The following is a 14,287-nucleotide window of genomic DNA, read 5'->3' as shown; positions in this document are numbered from 1 at the left end:
ACGCTCGGGTAAGCGGCTGCGGGATCAGGCGGGGGCCACCGCCTCTTCCAGGACGGCGCGGACGGCGGCGGCATCGACGTCGCGGCGGGTGAAGGCGTTGCCGATGCGGTCGGCCAGGATGAAGGTGATGCGGCCGTCCTGCACCTTCTTGTCCTTGGCCATCGACCGCACCAGCCCGTCGACGTCCCAGGAGACGCCGGGGATGTCGGCCGGGCGCACCGGCAGGCCGACCGCGGCCAGATGGGCGCGGGCGCGCCGGGCGTCCTCGGCCGGGCACAGCCCCAGCCGGACCGACAGGTCGAAGGCCAGAACCATGCCGATCGCCACTCCTTCGCCGTGCAGCAGGGTCTGGCCGAAGCCGGTCGCCGCCTCCAGCGCATGGCCGAAGGTGTGGCCGAGGTTCAGCAGGGCGCGGTCGCCGCTCTCGCGCTCGTCGACGCCAACGATGTCGGCCTTGGCGCGGCAGCTGACGGTGACGGCATGGCGCCGGGCGTCGCTGTCGCCCTCCACCACGCGGCGGCCGTTCTCCTCCAGCCAAGCGAAGAAGTCGGGCTGGCGGATCAGGCCGTACTTCACCACCTCGGCATAGCCGGCCAGCACCTCGCGGCGCGGCAGGGTGTCGAGCGTGGCGGTGTCGGCGATGACCAGCCGCGGCTGGTGGAAGGCGCCGATCAGGTTTTTGCCGTGGCGGCTGTTGATGCCGGTCTTGCCGCCGACCGAGCTGTCGACCTGGGACAGCAGCGTCGTCGGCACCTGGATGAAGTCGATGCCGCGGAGCGCCGACGCCGCGGCGAAGCCGGTGATGTCGCCGATCACCCCGCCGCCCAGCGCCAGCAGGACGGTGGACCGCTCGATGCCGCGGCCCAGGATGTCGTCCATCAGCTGCTGGAAATGGGCGAAGTCCTTGGTCTTCTCGCCGGCCGGCAGGACGATGGCCGGCTGCGGCGCGATCCCGGCCTCCAGCATGGCGGCGTTCAGGGTGTCCAGGTGCAGCGGGGCCACGTTGGCGTCGGTCACCACGATGGGCGCCCGGCCACGGGTGACGGCGGCGATGCGTTCGCCGGCATCGGCCAGAACGCCGTCGCCGACCAGGATGTCGTAGCTGCGGGCGCCAAGCTCCAGGCGGACGGTGTCGAGGGCGGCCGGGGTGGTGGCGGAGACGGAGGTCATCGGGGCAGTCCGCGAAGCTGGAGGGTGGGGAAAGCGGCGGGAACGGGGATCAGGGCGCGTCGGCCTTGGAAGCGTCGGCTTTGCCGGACCGCCCGCCGCGCGGCTGGCGGTGGGGAAGCTGGACGCCGAAATGCGCCTCCAGCGCGTCGATCACCAGTTCTACCGTCACGTCGGGCGGGCGTTCGTCGCTGACCACGGTCAGGTCGGCCTCGGCATAGACGGGATAGCGCTGCTCCATCAGCCGGCCCAGGATGGCGCGCGGGTCGCCCTGATTCAGAATGGGGCGGTGGGTGCGCCGCGCGGTGCGGGCGACCAGTACGTCCAGTTCGGCGCGCAGCCAGACGGAGATGCCGTGCTCGCGGATGGCGGCGCGGGTGTCGGGGTCCATGAAGGCGCCGCCGCCGGTGGCCAGGATGTGCACCGGCTCGTCCTTCAGCAGGCGGGTGATGATCCGGCGCTCGACGGAGCGGAAGACCGGCTCGCCGTCGCGGGCGAAGATCTCGGCGATGGTGCAGCCGGCCGCGGCCTCGATCTCGGTGTCGGCATCGCGGAAGGGCAGGTGCAGCCGGGTCGCCAGCCGGCGCCCGATGGCGCTCTTGCCGGCGCCCATCAGGCCGACCAGCACCACGGTGCGCGGCAGCAGCGGTGCCCTGTCCTCCGCCGCACCGGCCCCCGTCTCCGGAAGCTGGGCCGCAGTCGCCTTGTGCAATCCCATCACGTCCATCTGATCCGCCACCCGTACCCGCAACTCCGCTGTCCGTTCGATCCGGTCGGCCCGATCCAGTGGGCCCAATCCGGTGGGACAGCCGTCATACCGCTGAAACAGACAACACTCATACCTGCCGAAAGCTGGCCGGCACAAGCGCGCTCCTCCGGGGCGCCCCTCCGGAAGGCCGGCCCGAAAAGCCGGGTGGCCGGGTTGCGCGGCGGTCCAACCTGTGGCTACACTGCGCCGCCGTCCGACGGTGTCTCCGTCGGCGGTGCTCCCGGCCGCCGGTCACCGCCGCGGCCGGGGTGCGGATGCTTTAGCAGAAAAGCCATTGCTTGTCCCAAGCCCTGCGACCGCCGGGCGTGGTAGCTCCGCCCCGATCCGCTGTTTTCCGACACAACGCGTCCTTGGTGCCATGAGCCGGTTTCTCTCGATCCTCATCGTCCTGCTGTTGCTGGTGATCGCCGGCGGCATGGTCTTCCTCGCCTCGTGGGACCTGCCGGCTCCATCGAAGACGGTGGAGAAGGTACTGCCGGATGAGCGCTTCCCGCGCTGAATCCCGACCATCGGCCGGGGCCGTTCCGTCATCTGCTCTGCTGCTGGCCGTCCTGCTGGCGGCCGGCTGGCCGGCGACCGCCGCGGCGCAGATCGCCGGTCCGCCGATCCGGCTGACGCCTGACGCCGGCATGCCGGCGCCCGTTCCCTCCCAGGTTCCCGCTCCGGCTCCTGCCCCCACGCCCATCGTCGTGCCGGCCTATCCGCCCGCCGTCACCCCGCCGCCGCCCGTGTCCCCGGTGGTGGCGCGGCCGGCGCCGGTCGCGCGCGAGGCGCTGGGGGCGCCCGATCCGGACGGGGCGGGCACGCTGAGCGGTTTGCGGGGGCTGGGCGCCGACCCCTGGCGCGGCATCGGCCGGGCGGAGCTTCTGCCGCTGATCGCCGCTCTTCCGGTCTATACCCCCTCCCCCGCCGTCAAGGCGCTGGAACGCCGGCTGCTGCTGAGCGCCGGGTCGCCCGCCGTCGCGGAGGGGGAGGTGCCGCCGCCCCGCCGGTTCGGCGCGCTCCGCATCGAAAAGCTGGCGCGCATCGGCGATCCCGCCGGGGCGGCCGATCTGGCGGCCCTGCTGCCCGCCGCACTGGCTGCGGACGAGGCGGCGGCGAAGGCGCTGACCGATGCGGAGCTGGTGCGCGGCGGCCTGGACTGCACACGCGCCCTCGCCCGCGGCAAGGACTTCGCCTCCGCCTACTGGACCAGGCTGGCGCTGTTCTGCCATGCCCGCGTCGGCAACCGTGCCGGCACGGACGAGGCGCTGGCGAGCCTGCGCAGCGGCGGCGCCCGCCGCTCCGACCCGTTCCTGATGGTGGCCGATGCGCTGGCCGGTGCCGCCCCGCCCCCTGCCCGCTCGCTGATCCTGCAAGGCGACCCCGAGGGGCTGGCGCTGACGCTGGCCGCCATGCGGACGGCGCGGATCGGGGTTCCGCCCGACCGGCTGCCGCTGGACAACCCGCAGGCCCTGGCAGCCATCGCGACCAACCCCTCCACCGATCCCGCCACCCGCGCCGCGGCCGGGGAACGGGCGGCGGCCTCCCTGTTCCTCGACGCCCGCCAGCTGCTCGACCTCTATGTCCAGGTGCCGCCGTCCGGTGACGAGCTGCTGCGGGTGAGGGATATCGCCCGGCGCGACCGCGGCGCCCGCACCCGCGCCCTGGTCCATCAGGCGATGGCGGCGGCGATGGACGGGCAGCGCCGCGTCGCGCTGGCTTCCCTGGCGGTGGAGCTGGTGGACCCGCGCCTGCGCGCCGGGCCGGTCGGCGGTGCGGCGGCCGGGCTGCTCGACACCGTGTCGCCCGGCGGGGACGCCGCGGCGCTGGCCCCGGCGGCGGCACGGCTCTATTACGCGCAGGGCCGGCTCGATCAGGCGCGGCGCTGGCACGATGTGGCCCTGCGCAGCGGACGCAGCGCCGACACCGCCTGGCTGTGGCCGCTGGCCGTGGTGGCCACGGGACGTGGCGCCGAGGACCCGCGTGCGCTGACGGCCTGGCTGGAGGAGGCGCTGCGCGGCGCCGACGGTCCTGCCCGCAGCCGCATCGCCGGCCAGCTGGCCCTTCTCCAGGCGACCGGCGTCGCCATTCCGGACGAGGCGTGGATGCAGGCCACCGACGGCGCCGGGCCGCCCAGCGGCAGCGATGCCGGGGTCGATCCAGCGCTGTGGCAGCGGCTGGGCGATGCCGCCGGCGGCGGCCGGGTCGGCGAGACGGTGGTCGCCGCCCTGCTCCTGCTGGGGGAGGCCGGTCCGGCCAGCCTGCCGCCGGTCGTCACCGCGCGGGTGGCCGCCAACCTGAAGGCGGTCGGGCTGGAGCCGGACGCCCGTGCGCTTGCCCGCGAGGCGATGGCGGCCATCGCCGGTCCAACCGCTCCCGCACCGATCGCGCAATGACCTCATGCCCGGAAAGCCTGCCACCACGATGACCGTCTCCAAGAGTCCCGCCAAGCGGCGCGGCAGGCCGTGCAAGCCGCGCCCGCTCGCCACCTCCCCGCATCTGGACGCCTTCCTCGACATGCTGACGGCGGAGCGCGGGGCGGCGGTGAACACGCGGCTGGCCTATGAACGCGACCTCGCCGACCTCGGCCGCTGGCTCGCGCAGCGCGGCGTGGCGCTGGAAGCGGCCGGCACAGAGGATTTGCGCGCCTATCTGGCGGTGCAAAGCAAGGACGGTGCCCCGCGCACCGTGGCGCGGCGGCTGTCGGCGATGCGGCAGTTCTACCGCTTCCTGCTGTCGGAAGGCCGGCGGGTGGACGATCCCGCCTCGCCGCTCGACAGCCCCAAACAGGGGCGCCCGCTGCCCAAGATCCTGACGGAGGCGGAGGTCGGCGCCATGCTGTCCACCGCCGAGGCGCGCGGCGGGCCGGAAGGGCTGCGGCTGGTGGCCCTGCTGGAGGTGCTCTACGCCACCGGCCTGCGCGTGTCGGAACTGGTCGGCCTGCCGATGACCGCCATCATGCGCGACGGCCGCGGCCTGCTGGTGCGCGGCAAGGGCGGCAAGGAGCGCATGGTGCCGCTGTCCGACCCGGCGCTTGCGGCGCTGGCCGCCTACATCCCCTTGCGCGGCCACTTCATTCCGCCCGTTGCCGGTGGGGATGCCGGGCACAGTCCCTTCCTGTTCCCGTCACGCAGTTCCGGCGAAGGGCACCTGACCCGCCAGCGCTTCGCCCAGCTGCTGAAGCAGCTGGCCATTGACGCCGGCATCGACCCCGAGAAGGTCAGCCCGCACGTGTTGCGCCACGCCTTCGCCACCCATCTGCTGGATCATGGCGCCGATTTGCGCTCGGTGCAGAAGATGCTGGGTCATGCCGACATCGCGACGACGCAGATCTACACCCATGTGGTGACGGAACGGCTGAAGAAGGTCATGCACGACCACCACCCGCTCGCCCGCCGCAAGGTGGAGGAGCCTTCGGAGGGGTGATGGAGGTAAGGATGGGATGGGAGGTGCGGGCTCCGATTGCCCCCTCCTAACCTCCCCGCTGGGCGGGGAGGGACTGCCGACGCCTTACCGGTCAAGCACTTGCTCCATCCCCCGCCTGGCTCTCGCACAAAGCTACGCTTTGTGCTGACGCGGCAGGCGGACCATAGGTCCGCTGAGAGCGGGGAGGTTAGGTGGGGGCATCGTCAGCCGACACTTCCCCAGCCGATCCTTACTTCTTCTCCAGCATCAGCGTGCCCTGGCGCGACACCTTGTTCTTGATCTTGTCGGCCAGCAGGGCCAGCGCCCAAGGCAGCTGAACCTCCATCTCGACGCTGTCGTCCAGCACGTCGATGTGGCCGGCGATGGTCTGGGCCAGGGCCACGACGCGGAAGTTCAGGCGGTCGTCGGTCCAGCTGTCGTCGACGCTGGCCGACACGGCGCTGAGACGGGCCCGCGCCTCGCCCATGCCGTCGACCAGCCGGCGCTTGGCCTCCGCCCGGCCGAGCGAATGGGGGATGGACAGGGTCAGGGGCTTGGGCATCGTCGGCGGCTCCGCACTGCACGGGATCGGATGGACAAGGATAACGCCGGGGACGCGTCTTTGGTCCCGCTCACCCGGCCTTCACGCCGTTGGCCGGCGCGCGCACCGGCATGATGCAGCGGACATGGGCGCTGCGGTAGACGCCGGCGCCGCCGGACTCGTCCAGCTCCAGCCGGCCGCCATGCAGCTCCATCACGTTGCGCGCCAGCGAGACGCCGAGCGCCGCGGCTCCCTGCGGATCGGCGTCGGGCGGGGCGGCGCCGCTGACCGACAGGGTGATGCTGCCGTTCAGCCGCTCGCCGGCCAGCCGGATGCGGCGGTCGGGCGGCGGGTTGCGGATGGCGCCGACCACCAGGGTGAACAGCGCCTGCTTCAGCCGCTTGCCGTCGCCCTCGATCTCGCCCAGCGCCTCCGGCGCCACCACCTCCATGCGCAGACCTTCGCGCCGGGCCCATTCGCGGGTGAGGCTGGCCACCGAGTCGAGCAGGTCGGGCAGGCTGACCGCCTCGCGCTCCAGCGTGGTCACGCCGGCTCCCAGGCTGGTCAGGTCGACCACGTCGTCGATCAGCTCCAGCAGCCGTTCCCCGGCCGTCAGCATGCTGCGCACATACTCCATCTGCCGGGCGTTGAGTTCGCCGAAATACTGGTTCGCCAGCACCTCGGCAAAGCCGATGATGCCGTTCAGCGGCGTGCGCAGATGGTGGGAGACGTTGGCGATGAACTCGCTCTTCAACTGGTCGGCGGCCTCCAGCGCGGCGTTGGAGGCGCGCAGCGCCGTCTCCAGCCGGGCGCCGTCGGTGACGTCCAGATAGCTGTTCAGCACCGCCCCGTCGGGCAGCGGCAGGGTGGAGAACTCCACCACCGACCCGTCGCTGCGCTCCACCCGGCCGGAGCGGACGCTGCGTTCCAGCGTGGCGCCGATCAGCTCCTCCTTCAGGGCTTCCCAGCCGGAGGCGGCCTCCCCCGGCTTGTCCGAAGGCGCGATCTCCAGCAGCGGGCGCATGCGCTCGAACACGTCGGCGATGTGCGGTTCGCCGTGCAGGTCGCCGTCCGCCAGATCCCAGATGCGGGCGAAGGCCGGGTTGGACAGCTTCAGCCGGCCGTCGCCGCCGAACACGGCGATGCCCTCCGCCAGATTGTCCAGCGTCTCCTGCTGCACCGCCATCAGCGTGTTGTAGGAGGATTCCAGCGCCAGCGTGTTGGTCACGTCCTCCAGGATGGTGATCAGCCCGCCCTGGGGATGGGGGGCGGCCAGATGGCGCAGCGTGGTGCCGTCGGGCAGGTGCAGCATCTCCTCCACCGGCTCCACCAAATGGGTGTAGCGGGTCAGGCGCTCGCGCTTGAAGGTCTGGTAGTCGGCATATTCCGGCAGGCGGCGGCGGGCGCGCAGCTCCTCCAGCAGTTCGGCGTTGGTGGGCTCGGTGCGCAGCCACGCCTCGTCCAGGTCCCACAGCCGGGCATAGGCCTGGTTGAAGAAGGTCAGGCGGGTGTCGGGGCCGAAGATGGCGATGGCGGTGCCCAGCCGTTCCAGCACCTCCGCATGCGCCGTCAGGTGGCGGTCAAGCTCGCCGCGCAGTTCCTCCAGCGGGGTCAGGTCCAGGGCATAGCCGACCACCAGCGTGCCGCCGCCGTCGGTCAGCGGCAGCGGCGCCTCCGTCACCTCCAGCAGGCGGCGCTCGGTGCCGATCACCACGGGGGCGCGGTCGGACTGGGCGAAGCCGCCGCTGCGCGCCCGTTCGGCCAGCGCCGGGCCGGTGGCGGTCAGTTCCCGCCCTTCCGCCACCACGCTGTCGGGATCGCCGTCGACGGCGCGGGCATAGGCGCGGTTGCACCAGGACAGCCGTAAGGAGCGGTCGCGCATCCACACCGGGATCGGCAGGGCGTCGGCCATCGCCTGAAATTCGGCAAGGCGGGAGCGGGCGTCCCCGGCCTCCTTCTCCTGGCGGCGGGTGGCGTCCCGGGCGGCGTCGCGGGCGACGGTGACGTCCTCGATCCACACCACGTCGCAGCAGCTGTCGCCGGCACAGCCGCGCCGGCCGGTCAGCACCAGCCGCCGGCCGTCGGGCGCCAGCCCTTCGCAGCGGAAAGGCTCGCCGTCGCGGCGCAGGCGGGCAAGGGCGGCGGCGAAGTCGGGCGAGGACACCGCCTCCGGCAGTGCATCGGGGTTGGAGATGCCCAGCAGGGCCGCCGCCTCGTCCGACAGGGCGCCCCCACCGGATTCCGTCCAGGCGCACCAGGGATAAGGAGCGGCGGCGAGCATGGCCCGCCAGCGGTCGCGGTCTGCGGCGGCATGTTCGGCCTGGCGCCGGGTTTCCTTGTTCCAAAAGAAGCCAGCGAAACCGACCACGCTTTCCACCCCCGGACCGCCGGGGCTTGGCGATGGCCCGGCTGAATCAGTCGAAATGAATCAAGGTATCCAGAGTAGTTCAGCCATACCCCACCGACAAGCAACTCGCGTCCACCGTGCGCCTTTTCGGGTTGCCGTTCCCGTGCAGGTAGATTTCGCCCCAACACGTCCGGTCACGCCATGCTCTCTTCCGGCTGGGACAGCGTCTCTTTCGTGTGGCGCAGCGCATGAATCGCCTTTTCGACCTCCGGGAAGGCTTCGGCCATTGCGCGGGCATGGCGCTCCACCTCCTCCAGGCGCGCTTCCACGATGGCGCGTTCCAGCGCGGTGCAGGCGGCGGCCAGCACCCGCGCGCCCGCCGTCCGGGCCGCACCGGCGGCGGAATGGGCGGCCGCCCGCGCCTCCTCCATCTCTCCGGCGTCGAGCGCCTGCCGAACCCGGTCCAGCGTCGGCCGCGTCGTCTCGATGAAGAAGTCCATCATGTCCAGCGTGCCGGCATCGACGCCGTCGTCCCAGTTTCCGCCGAAGGTCTCGCGCAGATGGCCGAGGTCGAGCACCGGCAGGGCCGCATCCTCCGGCGGGCGGGCGGCTTGCGGCTCCGGCGGCTCCGGCAGGCGTGAAGCCGGGTCGAGCCGGCGGGCGAGGACCTGCGACAGCTGGGCCAGCGTCACCGGCTTGGCGAGGTAGTCGTCCATGCCCGCGGCCAGACAGCGCTCCATCTCGCCGGACAGCGCGTTTGCGGTCATGGCGACGATGGCGGTGCGCCGCCCCGTCCCCTCTTCCTCCGCCCGGATGCGGCGGGCCAGCTCGTAGCCGTCCATCACCGGCATATGGCAGTCGGTGATGACCAGCCGGTGGCGGCCGGCACGCCAAGCCGCCAGCGCCTGTTCCCCATCGGAGGCCAGATCCACCGCGCAGCCCAGGCGGCGCAGCTGGCGCAGCACGACCTGCTGGTTGGTCGGATGGTCCTCCGCCACCAGGACCGGGCCGTGGGCCGGCGGGCGCTCCCGCCCCCCTCTCCGGCGCCGGCCGGGATGGGGAGCGGCGGGCCGGATTGCTCCGCAGCATCATTCGAGGCGTTATCCGGAGTGATATCGGGCATGCCGGCCCGGTCCGCGTCGGGTGCGGCACGGCCGGTCAGGAGGGCGGCGGCGCGGATCAGGGCGGCGCGGTGGACCGGCTGGGCCAGTCCGCTCGGTCCGCCCGTTCCGCCGTGGGGCGAAGCGGCCGTGGCGCCGTTCCCCCGCCCATCGCCCAGAAGCAGCCGCGGCAGTCCGGGACCGCAGGCGCCGGCGAGAGGCTCCAGCCGTCCGGCCATCGCGGCGCTGGCGACCAGCAGTCCGCAGCCCCCGCGTCCCAGGCGGGACGCCGCCTCGGCCACCGTGGCGGCGGCTGTCACCGTCGCCCCGCCCTGTTCCAGATAGCCGGCCAGCACCCTGCGCTGCACCTCGTCCTCGTCGGCGACAAGGACGGGCAGTCCGGCCAGCGGTGCCGGGGCCGGGGCGGACGGGGAGGATCCGGCACCCGCTGCAGTTCCACCGTGAACCAGAAGGTCGATCCCAGGCCGGGCGCCGACTCGAGGCCGATCCGCCCGCCCATCCGCTCGACCAGCCGGGTGCAGATCGCCAGACCCAGCCCGGTGCCGCCGAAGCGCCGGGTGGTGGAGCTGTCGGCCTGGCTGAAGGGCTGGAACAGCCGGGCCTGCCCGTCCGGCCCGATGCCGATGCCGGTATCCTCCACCGCCACATGCAGGCGGACATGAGTCCGGCGCGTGGACTCGGCGGAATGGACGCGCAGCACCACCCGACCGCGGTCGGTGAACTTGATGGCGTTGCCGGTCAGGTTGAACAGGATCTGGCGCAGCCGGCCGGAATCGCCGCGCAGCCGCGCCGGCACCGACCGGTCGATGTCGCAGATCAGCGCCAGCCCCTTCTGGTGGGCCTGGGGCGCCAGCAGGTCGGCCACACCCTCCACCAGTTCGGCCGGGCGCAGGTCGAGATCCTCCAGGTCGAGCTTGCCCGCCTCGATCTTCGACAGGTCCAGGATGTCGTCGATGATCCGCAGCAGCGCCGCCCCGCTCTCCCGCATGGTGGAGACCAGCGTGCGCTGCTCCTCGTCCAACGGGGTCAGCGCCATCAGCTCCAGCATGCCGAGCACGCCGTTCATCGGGGTGCGGATCTCGTGGCTCATGGTGGCGAGGAACTCCGCCTTCGACCGGGCGGCGATCTCCGCCTGCTCCTTGGCGGCGCGCAGCGCCTCCTCCGCCTGCTTGCGCGCGGTGATGTCGTAGCTCCAGGCCAGCACCGCCGGCTTGCCCTCGAAACTGGTGCGCTGGAGCGTCTGCAGCGCCCAGACCCGGCTGCCGTCGGGACGGTCGACCGCCACCTCCGCGTCGCGCATCACCACGCCGCCGGACTCCGCCTCCTGCCCCTGTCCCTGCCCTGCCCCGCTCCGGCTGATGCTGGCGCCCGGCAGGGCCAGCGCATGGCGGCTGCCGACGAACGCGTCCAGCGGCCGGCCGGCCAGCTCGGCGGCGCGGGCATTGGCGAAGGCGACGGTGCCGTCGGTGCGGCCGATGGAGACGCCGACCGGGCTCTGTTCCAGGATGGTGCGCAGCCGCCGCTCGCTGTCGGCCAGCGCGCTTTCGCGGGCGCGGATGGTGGTGACGAAATAGGCCAGCGCGCGGGCCATCTCGCCGATCTCGTCCCGGCTGCCGGCCGGGGTGGCGGGAGGCAGGTCGAGGTCGGGCATCGCCGCCGGCTCGGCCGTCTCCACCGCCCGCATGGCGCTGCGCAGCCGGCGCAGCCGCGCCACCACGTTGCGGTGGATGTAGGCGAAGATGGCGGCGGCGCCCAGGATCGACAGCAGCGCCATGGCGATCACCGCCCGCCTGCCGTCGCCGATCACCCGCTCGAACTCGGCGGAGCGCCGGGCGACGTCCTGCTCCACCGCCAGGAAGTAATCGGACACGATGCCGACCAGTTGGTCCGACACCGCCTGGTTGCGCGCGGCCGACCGCTTGATCGCCCGCTGCAGCGACAGCTCCGCCTCGCGCAGGGCGAACAGGGGGGACCGTCCGAAGGCCGCCTCCTCCACCTCGCGCTGCAGCGGCTCCAGCCGGGCGGCGCGGTCCGGCGGCAGCAGGGCCAGCGCCGCGGCGGCGTTGTCCAGCGCGATGCGCGTCTCGGCCTGGAAGCCGTCCAGCTGCAGATCGCGGTCGGCGCGCAGGGCGGCCAGCAGCGTGGTGGCCGCCCCGGTCAGTTCCCGGCGCCAGCGCTCCAGCGCGTCGCGGCTGCGCTCCGCTGCCTCGGCATCCGGAAGGCCGGAGCGCGTCTCCATCGGCCAGGGCGCCTCTTCCTCCCGCGACTCGGCGGCGCCGAGCCGGCCGGTCAGGGCGGCCAGGGCCTGGGCGCGGGCACTGGTCTCGGCGGTCAGGGCCAGCTGCTGCCGGACCTGGGCGTTCAGGGTCAGCAGCGTGCCGACCAGCTCGTTCTTGCGGCGGTCGAGTTCGCCCAGATCGGCCTGCCCGCCGTTCGACTGGTTGCCGTTTGTCTGGCCGCCACTCGCTTGTGCGCCGTGGCCTTGGCCGCCGCCATGGGCGATCAGCCGGGCCATCAGCTGTTCCAGCCGGACGATCTGGTCGCCCATCCGCGCCATCACCGCTTCACGCGCGGGCTGGTCCTGGGCGGCGACCAGGGCGGGGGCGATGGCGGCGACGGCGCCGCTCTGCTGCACCAGTTGGGCGGCGGCGACCAGCCCCGGCACCTTCGCCGTGGCGATCTGCTCATATCCCTGGTGGAAACGGGAGAACAGCGAGACGGCGACGACGCTGGTCGCCGCGGCCAGCCCGCCGATGACCGTCAATCCCGCCAGGATGCGGAACGCCACGCTCCGCCGGGGACTCCGCATGACCACCCCCTCGCCCGCCGCCAATGCCTTCGGGGTGCTTCGCCCGCTGCGTCATACCCCTTCCGGCGCGGCGATCATGCCACAGAAACGCAGGCGGGGGATGGGGTTCTCAGGCGACCCCGGTGGACCCGAACCCGCCGGCGCCGCGCGCGGTCTCGTCCAGCGACTCGACTTCGACCAGCGCGGCCTGCGGGGCCGGGGCGATCACCGCCTGGGCGATGCGGTCGCCGCGGGCGATGGTGAAGGGCTGGTCGCCCAGATTGATCAGGCAGACGCCGACCGGCCCGCGATAGTCACAATCGACGGTGCCCGGCGTGTTCAGCACCGTGACGCCATTCTTCACCGCCAGCCCGGAGCGCGGCCGGATCTGCATCTCCCACCCCGCCGGCAGCCCGACGGCGAAGCCGGTCTGCACCAGCATCCGCTTGCCGGGATCCAGCACGGCGGGCTCGTCCGCCGGCACCGCGGCGCGCAGGTCGAACCCCGCCGCCCCCTCGGTGGCGTAGGACGGCAGCGGCAGGTCGTCGTTGCCGGGCAGGCGGAGGAAGGCGACGGTGGGGGGCATGGGGGGATCCTGTGGTTGAATGTCGGCTGGCGAATGCCCCCTCCCTAACCCTCCCCCTCTTCGAGGGAGAGGGAACTCCGCCGCTTTGGCGCCTAACTCCCTCTCCCGCGATCGGATCGGCCTTTGGCCGACCGAGGGCGGGGAGGGTTGGGGAGGGGGCACCGGGTAGACGCTACTTCCCTGCGAAATACCCCGCCACCGCCTCGGCCAGCCGGGCGGCGACGGCCTCTTTGGGCATGGTCGGCCAGGACTCGACCCCGTCGGCGCGGATCAGGTGGACGGTGTTGTCGCTGCCGCCGAAGGTGCCGGTGCCGGGGGAGACGTCGTTGGCGACGATCCAGTCGCAGCCCTTGCGGGCGCGCTTGGCGGTGGCATAGGCCAGCACGTCGCCGGTCTCCGCCGCGAAGCCGACGACCAGCTCCGGGCGGCGCTCGCCGGGCCGGGACAGGGTGGCGAGGATGTCGGGGTTCTCGGTCAGGGCCAGGGCGGGCGGGCCGCCGCCGTCCTTCTTCAGCTTGCGGTCGGACGCGCCGTCGACGCGCCAGTCGGCGACCGCGGCGGCGCAGACCGCGATGTCGGCGGGCAGCGCCGCCTCGCAGGCCGCCAGCATCTCGCGCGCCGTCTCGATGTGGACGACGCTGCAGCCGGGCGGGTCGGGCAGGCGGGTCGGGCCGCTGACCAGCGTCACCGCCGCCCCCAGCTTCGCCAGCGCCGCGGCGATGGCGTGCCCCTGCTTGCCCGACGAGCGGTTGGCGATGTAGCGAACCGGGTCGATCGGCTCGTGCGTCGGTCCGCTGGTGACGACGGCGCGGCGGCCGGCCAATGGGAGGTTGGTCGTGGGATGGTGGGCGTCCTCCGAGAAGATCTCCGCGATGGCGTCGATGATCTCCATCGGTTCGGCCATGCGGCCGGGGCCGTATTCGTTGCAGGCCATCACGCCCTCGTTCGGGCCGACGCGCCGCACGCCGCGGCTTTCCAGCAGCGCCATGTTGGCCTGGGTCGCGGCATGCTGCCACATGCGCACATTCATGGCGGGGGCAACCAGCACCGGCTTGTCGGTGGCCAGCAGGACGGTCGCGGCCAGATCGTCGGCCATGCCGGCGGCCATCCGTGCCAGCAGGTTCGCGGTGGCCGGCGCCACCACCAGCAGGTCGGCCTCGCGCGACAGGCGGATGTGGCCCATCTCCGATTCGTCGGTCAGCGACCACAGGTCCCGGTAGACGGTATCCTCGGTCAGCGCCTGAACCGACAACGGGGTTACGAAGCGGGCCCCGGCCTCGGTCAGCACGGCGCGCACCGTCACGCCCCGTTCCCGCAGGCGGCGGATCAGGTCCAGGCTCTTGTAGGCGGCGATGCCGCCGGCGATGACCAGCAGCACGCGCTTGCCGGCCAGAATGGCGTGATCGGCCATGGCGACCCCCTCTTCCCGACGCCCCTTCAGGACGCCCCGATGCCCGCTGCTGATAGTTCATCGCGCCGTCCCCGGCAAGCGGTGGCACCGCGACATATCCGGTCCGGTGGGGATATCGATGCGTTCGCGGCCCGTGCATGCGCGTGGGGGTGGGATTTTCAGAAATATCT

11 protein-coding genes are annotated in these 14,287 nt (G+C 72.8%); 3 read left to right on the top strand and 8 right to left on the bottom strand.

All coding sequences use genetic code 11. The features are described 5' to 3' along the window. Positions 1 to 24 precede the first annotated feature (24 nt). Positions 25 to 1,170: a 3-dehydroquinate synthase gene (gene aroB, locus AB8P05_RS08665; protein ID WP_472757653.1), complete on the bottom strand. Its 1,146-nt coding sequence runs from the start codon at positions 1,168 to 1,170 to the stop codon at positions 25 to 27. Between the two features lie 49 nt (positions 1,171 to 1,219). Continuing rightward, on the bottom strand, positions 1,220 to 1,894 hold the full coding sequence (locus AB8P05_RS08660) for a shikimate kinase (RefSeq protein WP_472759325.1): 675 nt from the start codon (positions 1,892 to 1,894) through the stop codon (positions 1,220 to 1,222). 400 nt (positions 1,895 to 2,294) lie between these two features. Here AB8P05_RS08660 and AB8P05_RS08655 point away from each other — a divergent pair, with 400 nt between their 5' ends. From AB8P05_RS08655 to AB8P05_RS08645, 3 genes are read left to right on the top strand one after another with little or no spacing between them, the layout of a single operon-like run. Next, complete coding sequence (locus AB8P05_RS08655; protein WP_167331734.1) at positions 2,295 to 2,435, top strand: hypothetical protein; 141 nt, start codon at positions 2,295 to 2,297, stop codon at positions 2,433 to 2,435. Beyond that, positions 2,416 to 4,314, top strand: coding sequence for a hypothetical protein (locus AB8P05_RS08650; RefSeq protein ID WP_472757652.1), 1,899 nt, complete (start codon positions 2,416 to 2,418; stop codon positions 4,312 to 4,314). The genes AB8P05_RS08655 and AB8P05_RS08650 overlap by 20 nt, the downstream gene beginning before the upstream one ends. Before the next feature lie 28 nt (positions 4,315 to 4,342). Further along, positions 4,343 to 5,344 carry a site-specific tyrosine recombinase XerD gene (locus AB8P05_RS08645; RefSeq protein WP_472757651.1) on the top strand — a complete coding sequence of 334 codons (1,002 nt, stop codon included), beginning with the start codon at positions 4,343 to 4,345 and terminating at the stop codon, positions 5,342 to 5,344. A gap of 229 nt (positions 5,345 to 5,573) precedes the next feature. On the opposite strand, the gene AB8P05_RS08640 is transcribed toward AB8P05_RS08645, so the two are convergent. The 6 genes from AB8P05_RS08640 to coaBC all read right to left on the bottom strand — a co-directional run bounded on the left by AB8P05_RS08640 (position 5,574) and on the right by coaBC (position 14,117). Further along, the gene (locus AB8P05_RS08640; RefSeq protein WP_149223817.1) at positions 5,574 to 5,885 is read right to left on the bottom strand and encodes a polyhydroxyalkanoic acid system family protein; all 312 of its coding nucleotides are present in this window, start codon (positions 5,883 to 5,885) and stop codon (positions 5,574 to 5,576) included. Positions 5,886 to 5,955: 70 nt separating this feature from the next. Further along, on the bottom strand, positions 5,956 to 8,232 hold the full coding sequence (locus AB8P05_RS08635; protein WP_472757650.1) for a sensor histidine kinase: 2,277 nt from the start codon (positions 8,230 to 8,232) through the stop codon (positions 5,956 to 5,958). A gap of 173 nt (positions 8,233 to 8,405) precedes the next feature. Beyond that, on the bottom strand, positions 8,406 to 9,209 hold the full coding sequence (locus AB8P05_RS08630; RefSeq protein WP_472757649.1) for a response regulator: 804 nt from the start codon (positions 9,207 to 9,209) through the stop codon (positions 8,406 to 8,408). A 418-nt stretch (positions 9,210 to 9,627) separates the two neighbouring features. Beyond that, positions 9,628 to 12,120, bottom strand: coding sequence for a sensor histidine kinase (locus AB8P05_RS08625; RefSeq protein ID WP_472757648.1), 2,493 nt, complete (start codon positions 12,118 to 12,120; stop codon positions 9,628 to 9,630). Positions 12,121 to 12,250: 130 nt separating this feature from the next. Beyond that, positions 12,251 to 12,706, bottom strand: coding sequence for a dUTP diphosphatase (dut, locus tag AB8P05_RS08620; RefSeq protein ID WP_472757647.1), 456 nt, complete (start codon positions 12,704 to 12,706; stop codon positions 12,251 to 12,253). 172 nt (positions 12,707 to 12,878) lie between these two features. Beyond that, the gene (coaBC, locus tag AB8P05_RS08615; protein WP_472757646.1) at positions 12,879 to 14,117 is read right to left on the bottom strand and encodes a bifunctional phosphopantothenoylcysteine decarboxylase/phosphopantothenate--cysteine ligase CoaBC; all 1,239 of its coding nucleotides are present in this window, start codon (positions 14,115 to 14,117) and stop codon (positions 12,879 to 12,881) included. Positions 14,118 to 14,287 lie beyond the last annotated feature (170 nt).

This window comes from Azospirillum sp. VT-I1 (assembly GCF_055698305.1).
Note: the sequence above shows the minus strand (reverse complement) of the source record. Positions and strands in the feature narration are given on the sequence as shown.

What these genes read in the sequence shown, in the direction of transcription:
- aroB (WP_472757653.1), bottom strand. Translation starts at nt 1,170, where the DNA reads ATGACCTCCGTCTCCGCCACCACCCCGGCCGCCCTCGACACCGTCCGC.
- AB8P05_RS08660 (WP_472759325.1), bottom strand. Translation starts at nt 1,894, where the DNA reads ATGGACGTGATGGGATTGCACAAGGCGACTGCGGCCCAGCTTCCGGAG.
- AB8P05_RS08655 (WP_167331734.1), top strand. Translation starts at nt 2,295, where the DNA reads ATGAGCCGGTTTCTCTCGATCCTCATCGTCCTGCTGTTGCTGGTGATC.
- AB8P05_RS08650 (WP_472757652.1), top strand. Translation starts at nt 2,416, where the DNA reads ATGAGCGCTTCCCGCGCTGAATCCCGACCATCGGCCGGGGCCGTTCCG.
- AB8P05_RS08645 (WP_472757651.1), top strand. Translation starts at nt 4,343, where the DNA reads ATGACCGTCTCCAAGAGTCCCGCCAAGCGGCGCGGCAGGCCGTGCAAG.
- AB8P05_RS08640 (WP_149223817.1), bottom strand. Translation starts at nt 5,885, where the DNA reads ATGCCCAAGCCCCTGACCCTGTCCATCCCCCATTCGCTCGGCCGGGCG.
- dut (WP_472757647.1), bottom strand. Translation starts at nt 12,706, where the DNA reads ATGCCCCCCACCGTCGCCTTCCTCCGCCTGCCCGGCAACGACGACCTG.
- coaBC (WP_472757646.1), bottom strand. Translation starts at nt 14,117, where the DNA reads ATGGCCGATCACGCCATTCTGGCCGGCAAGCGCGTGCTGCTGGTCATC.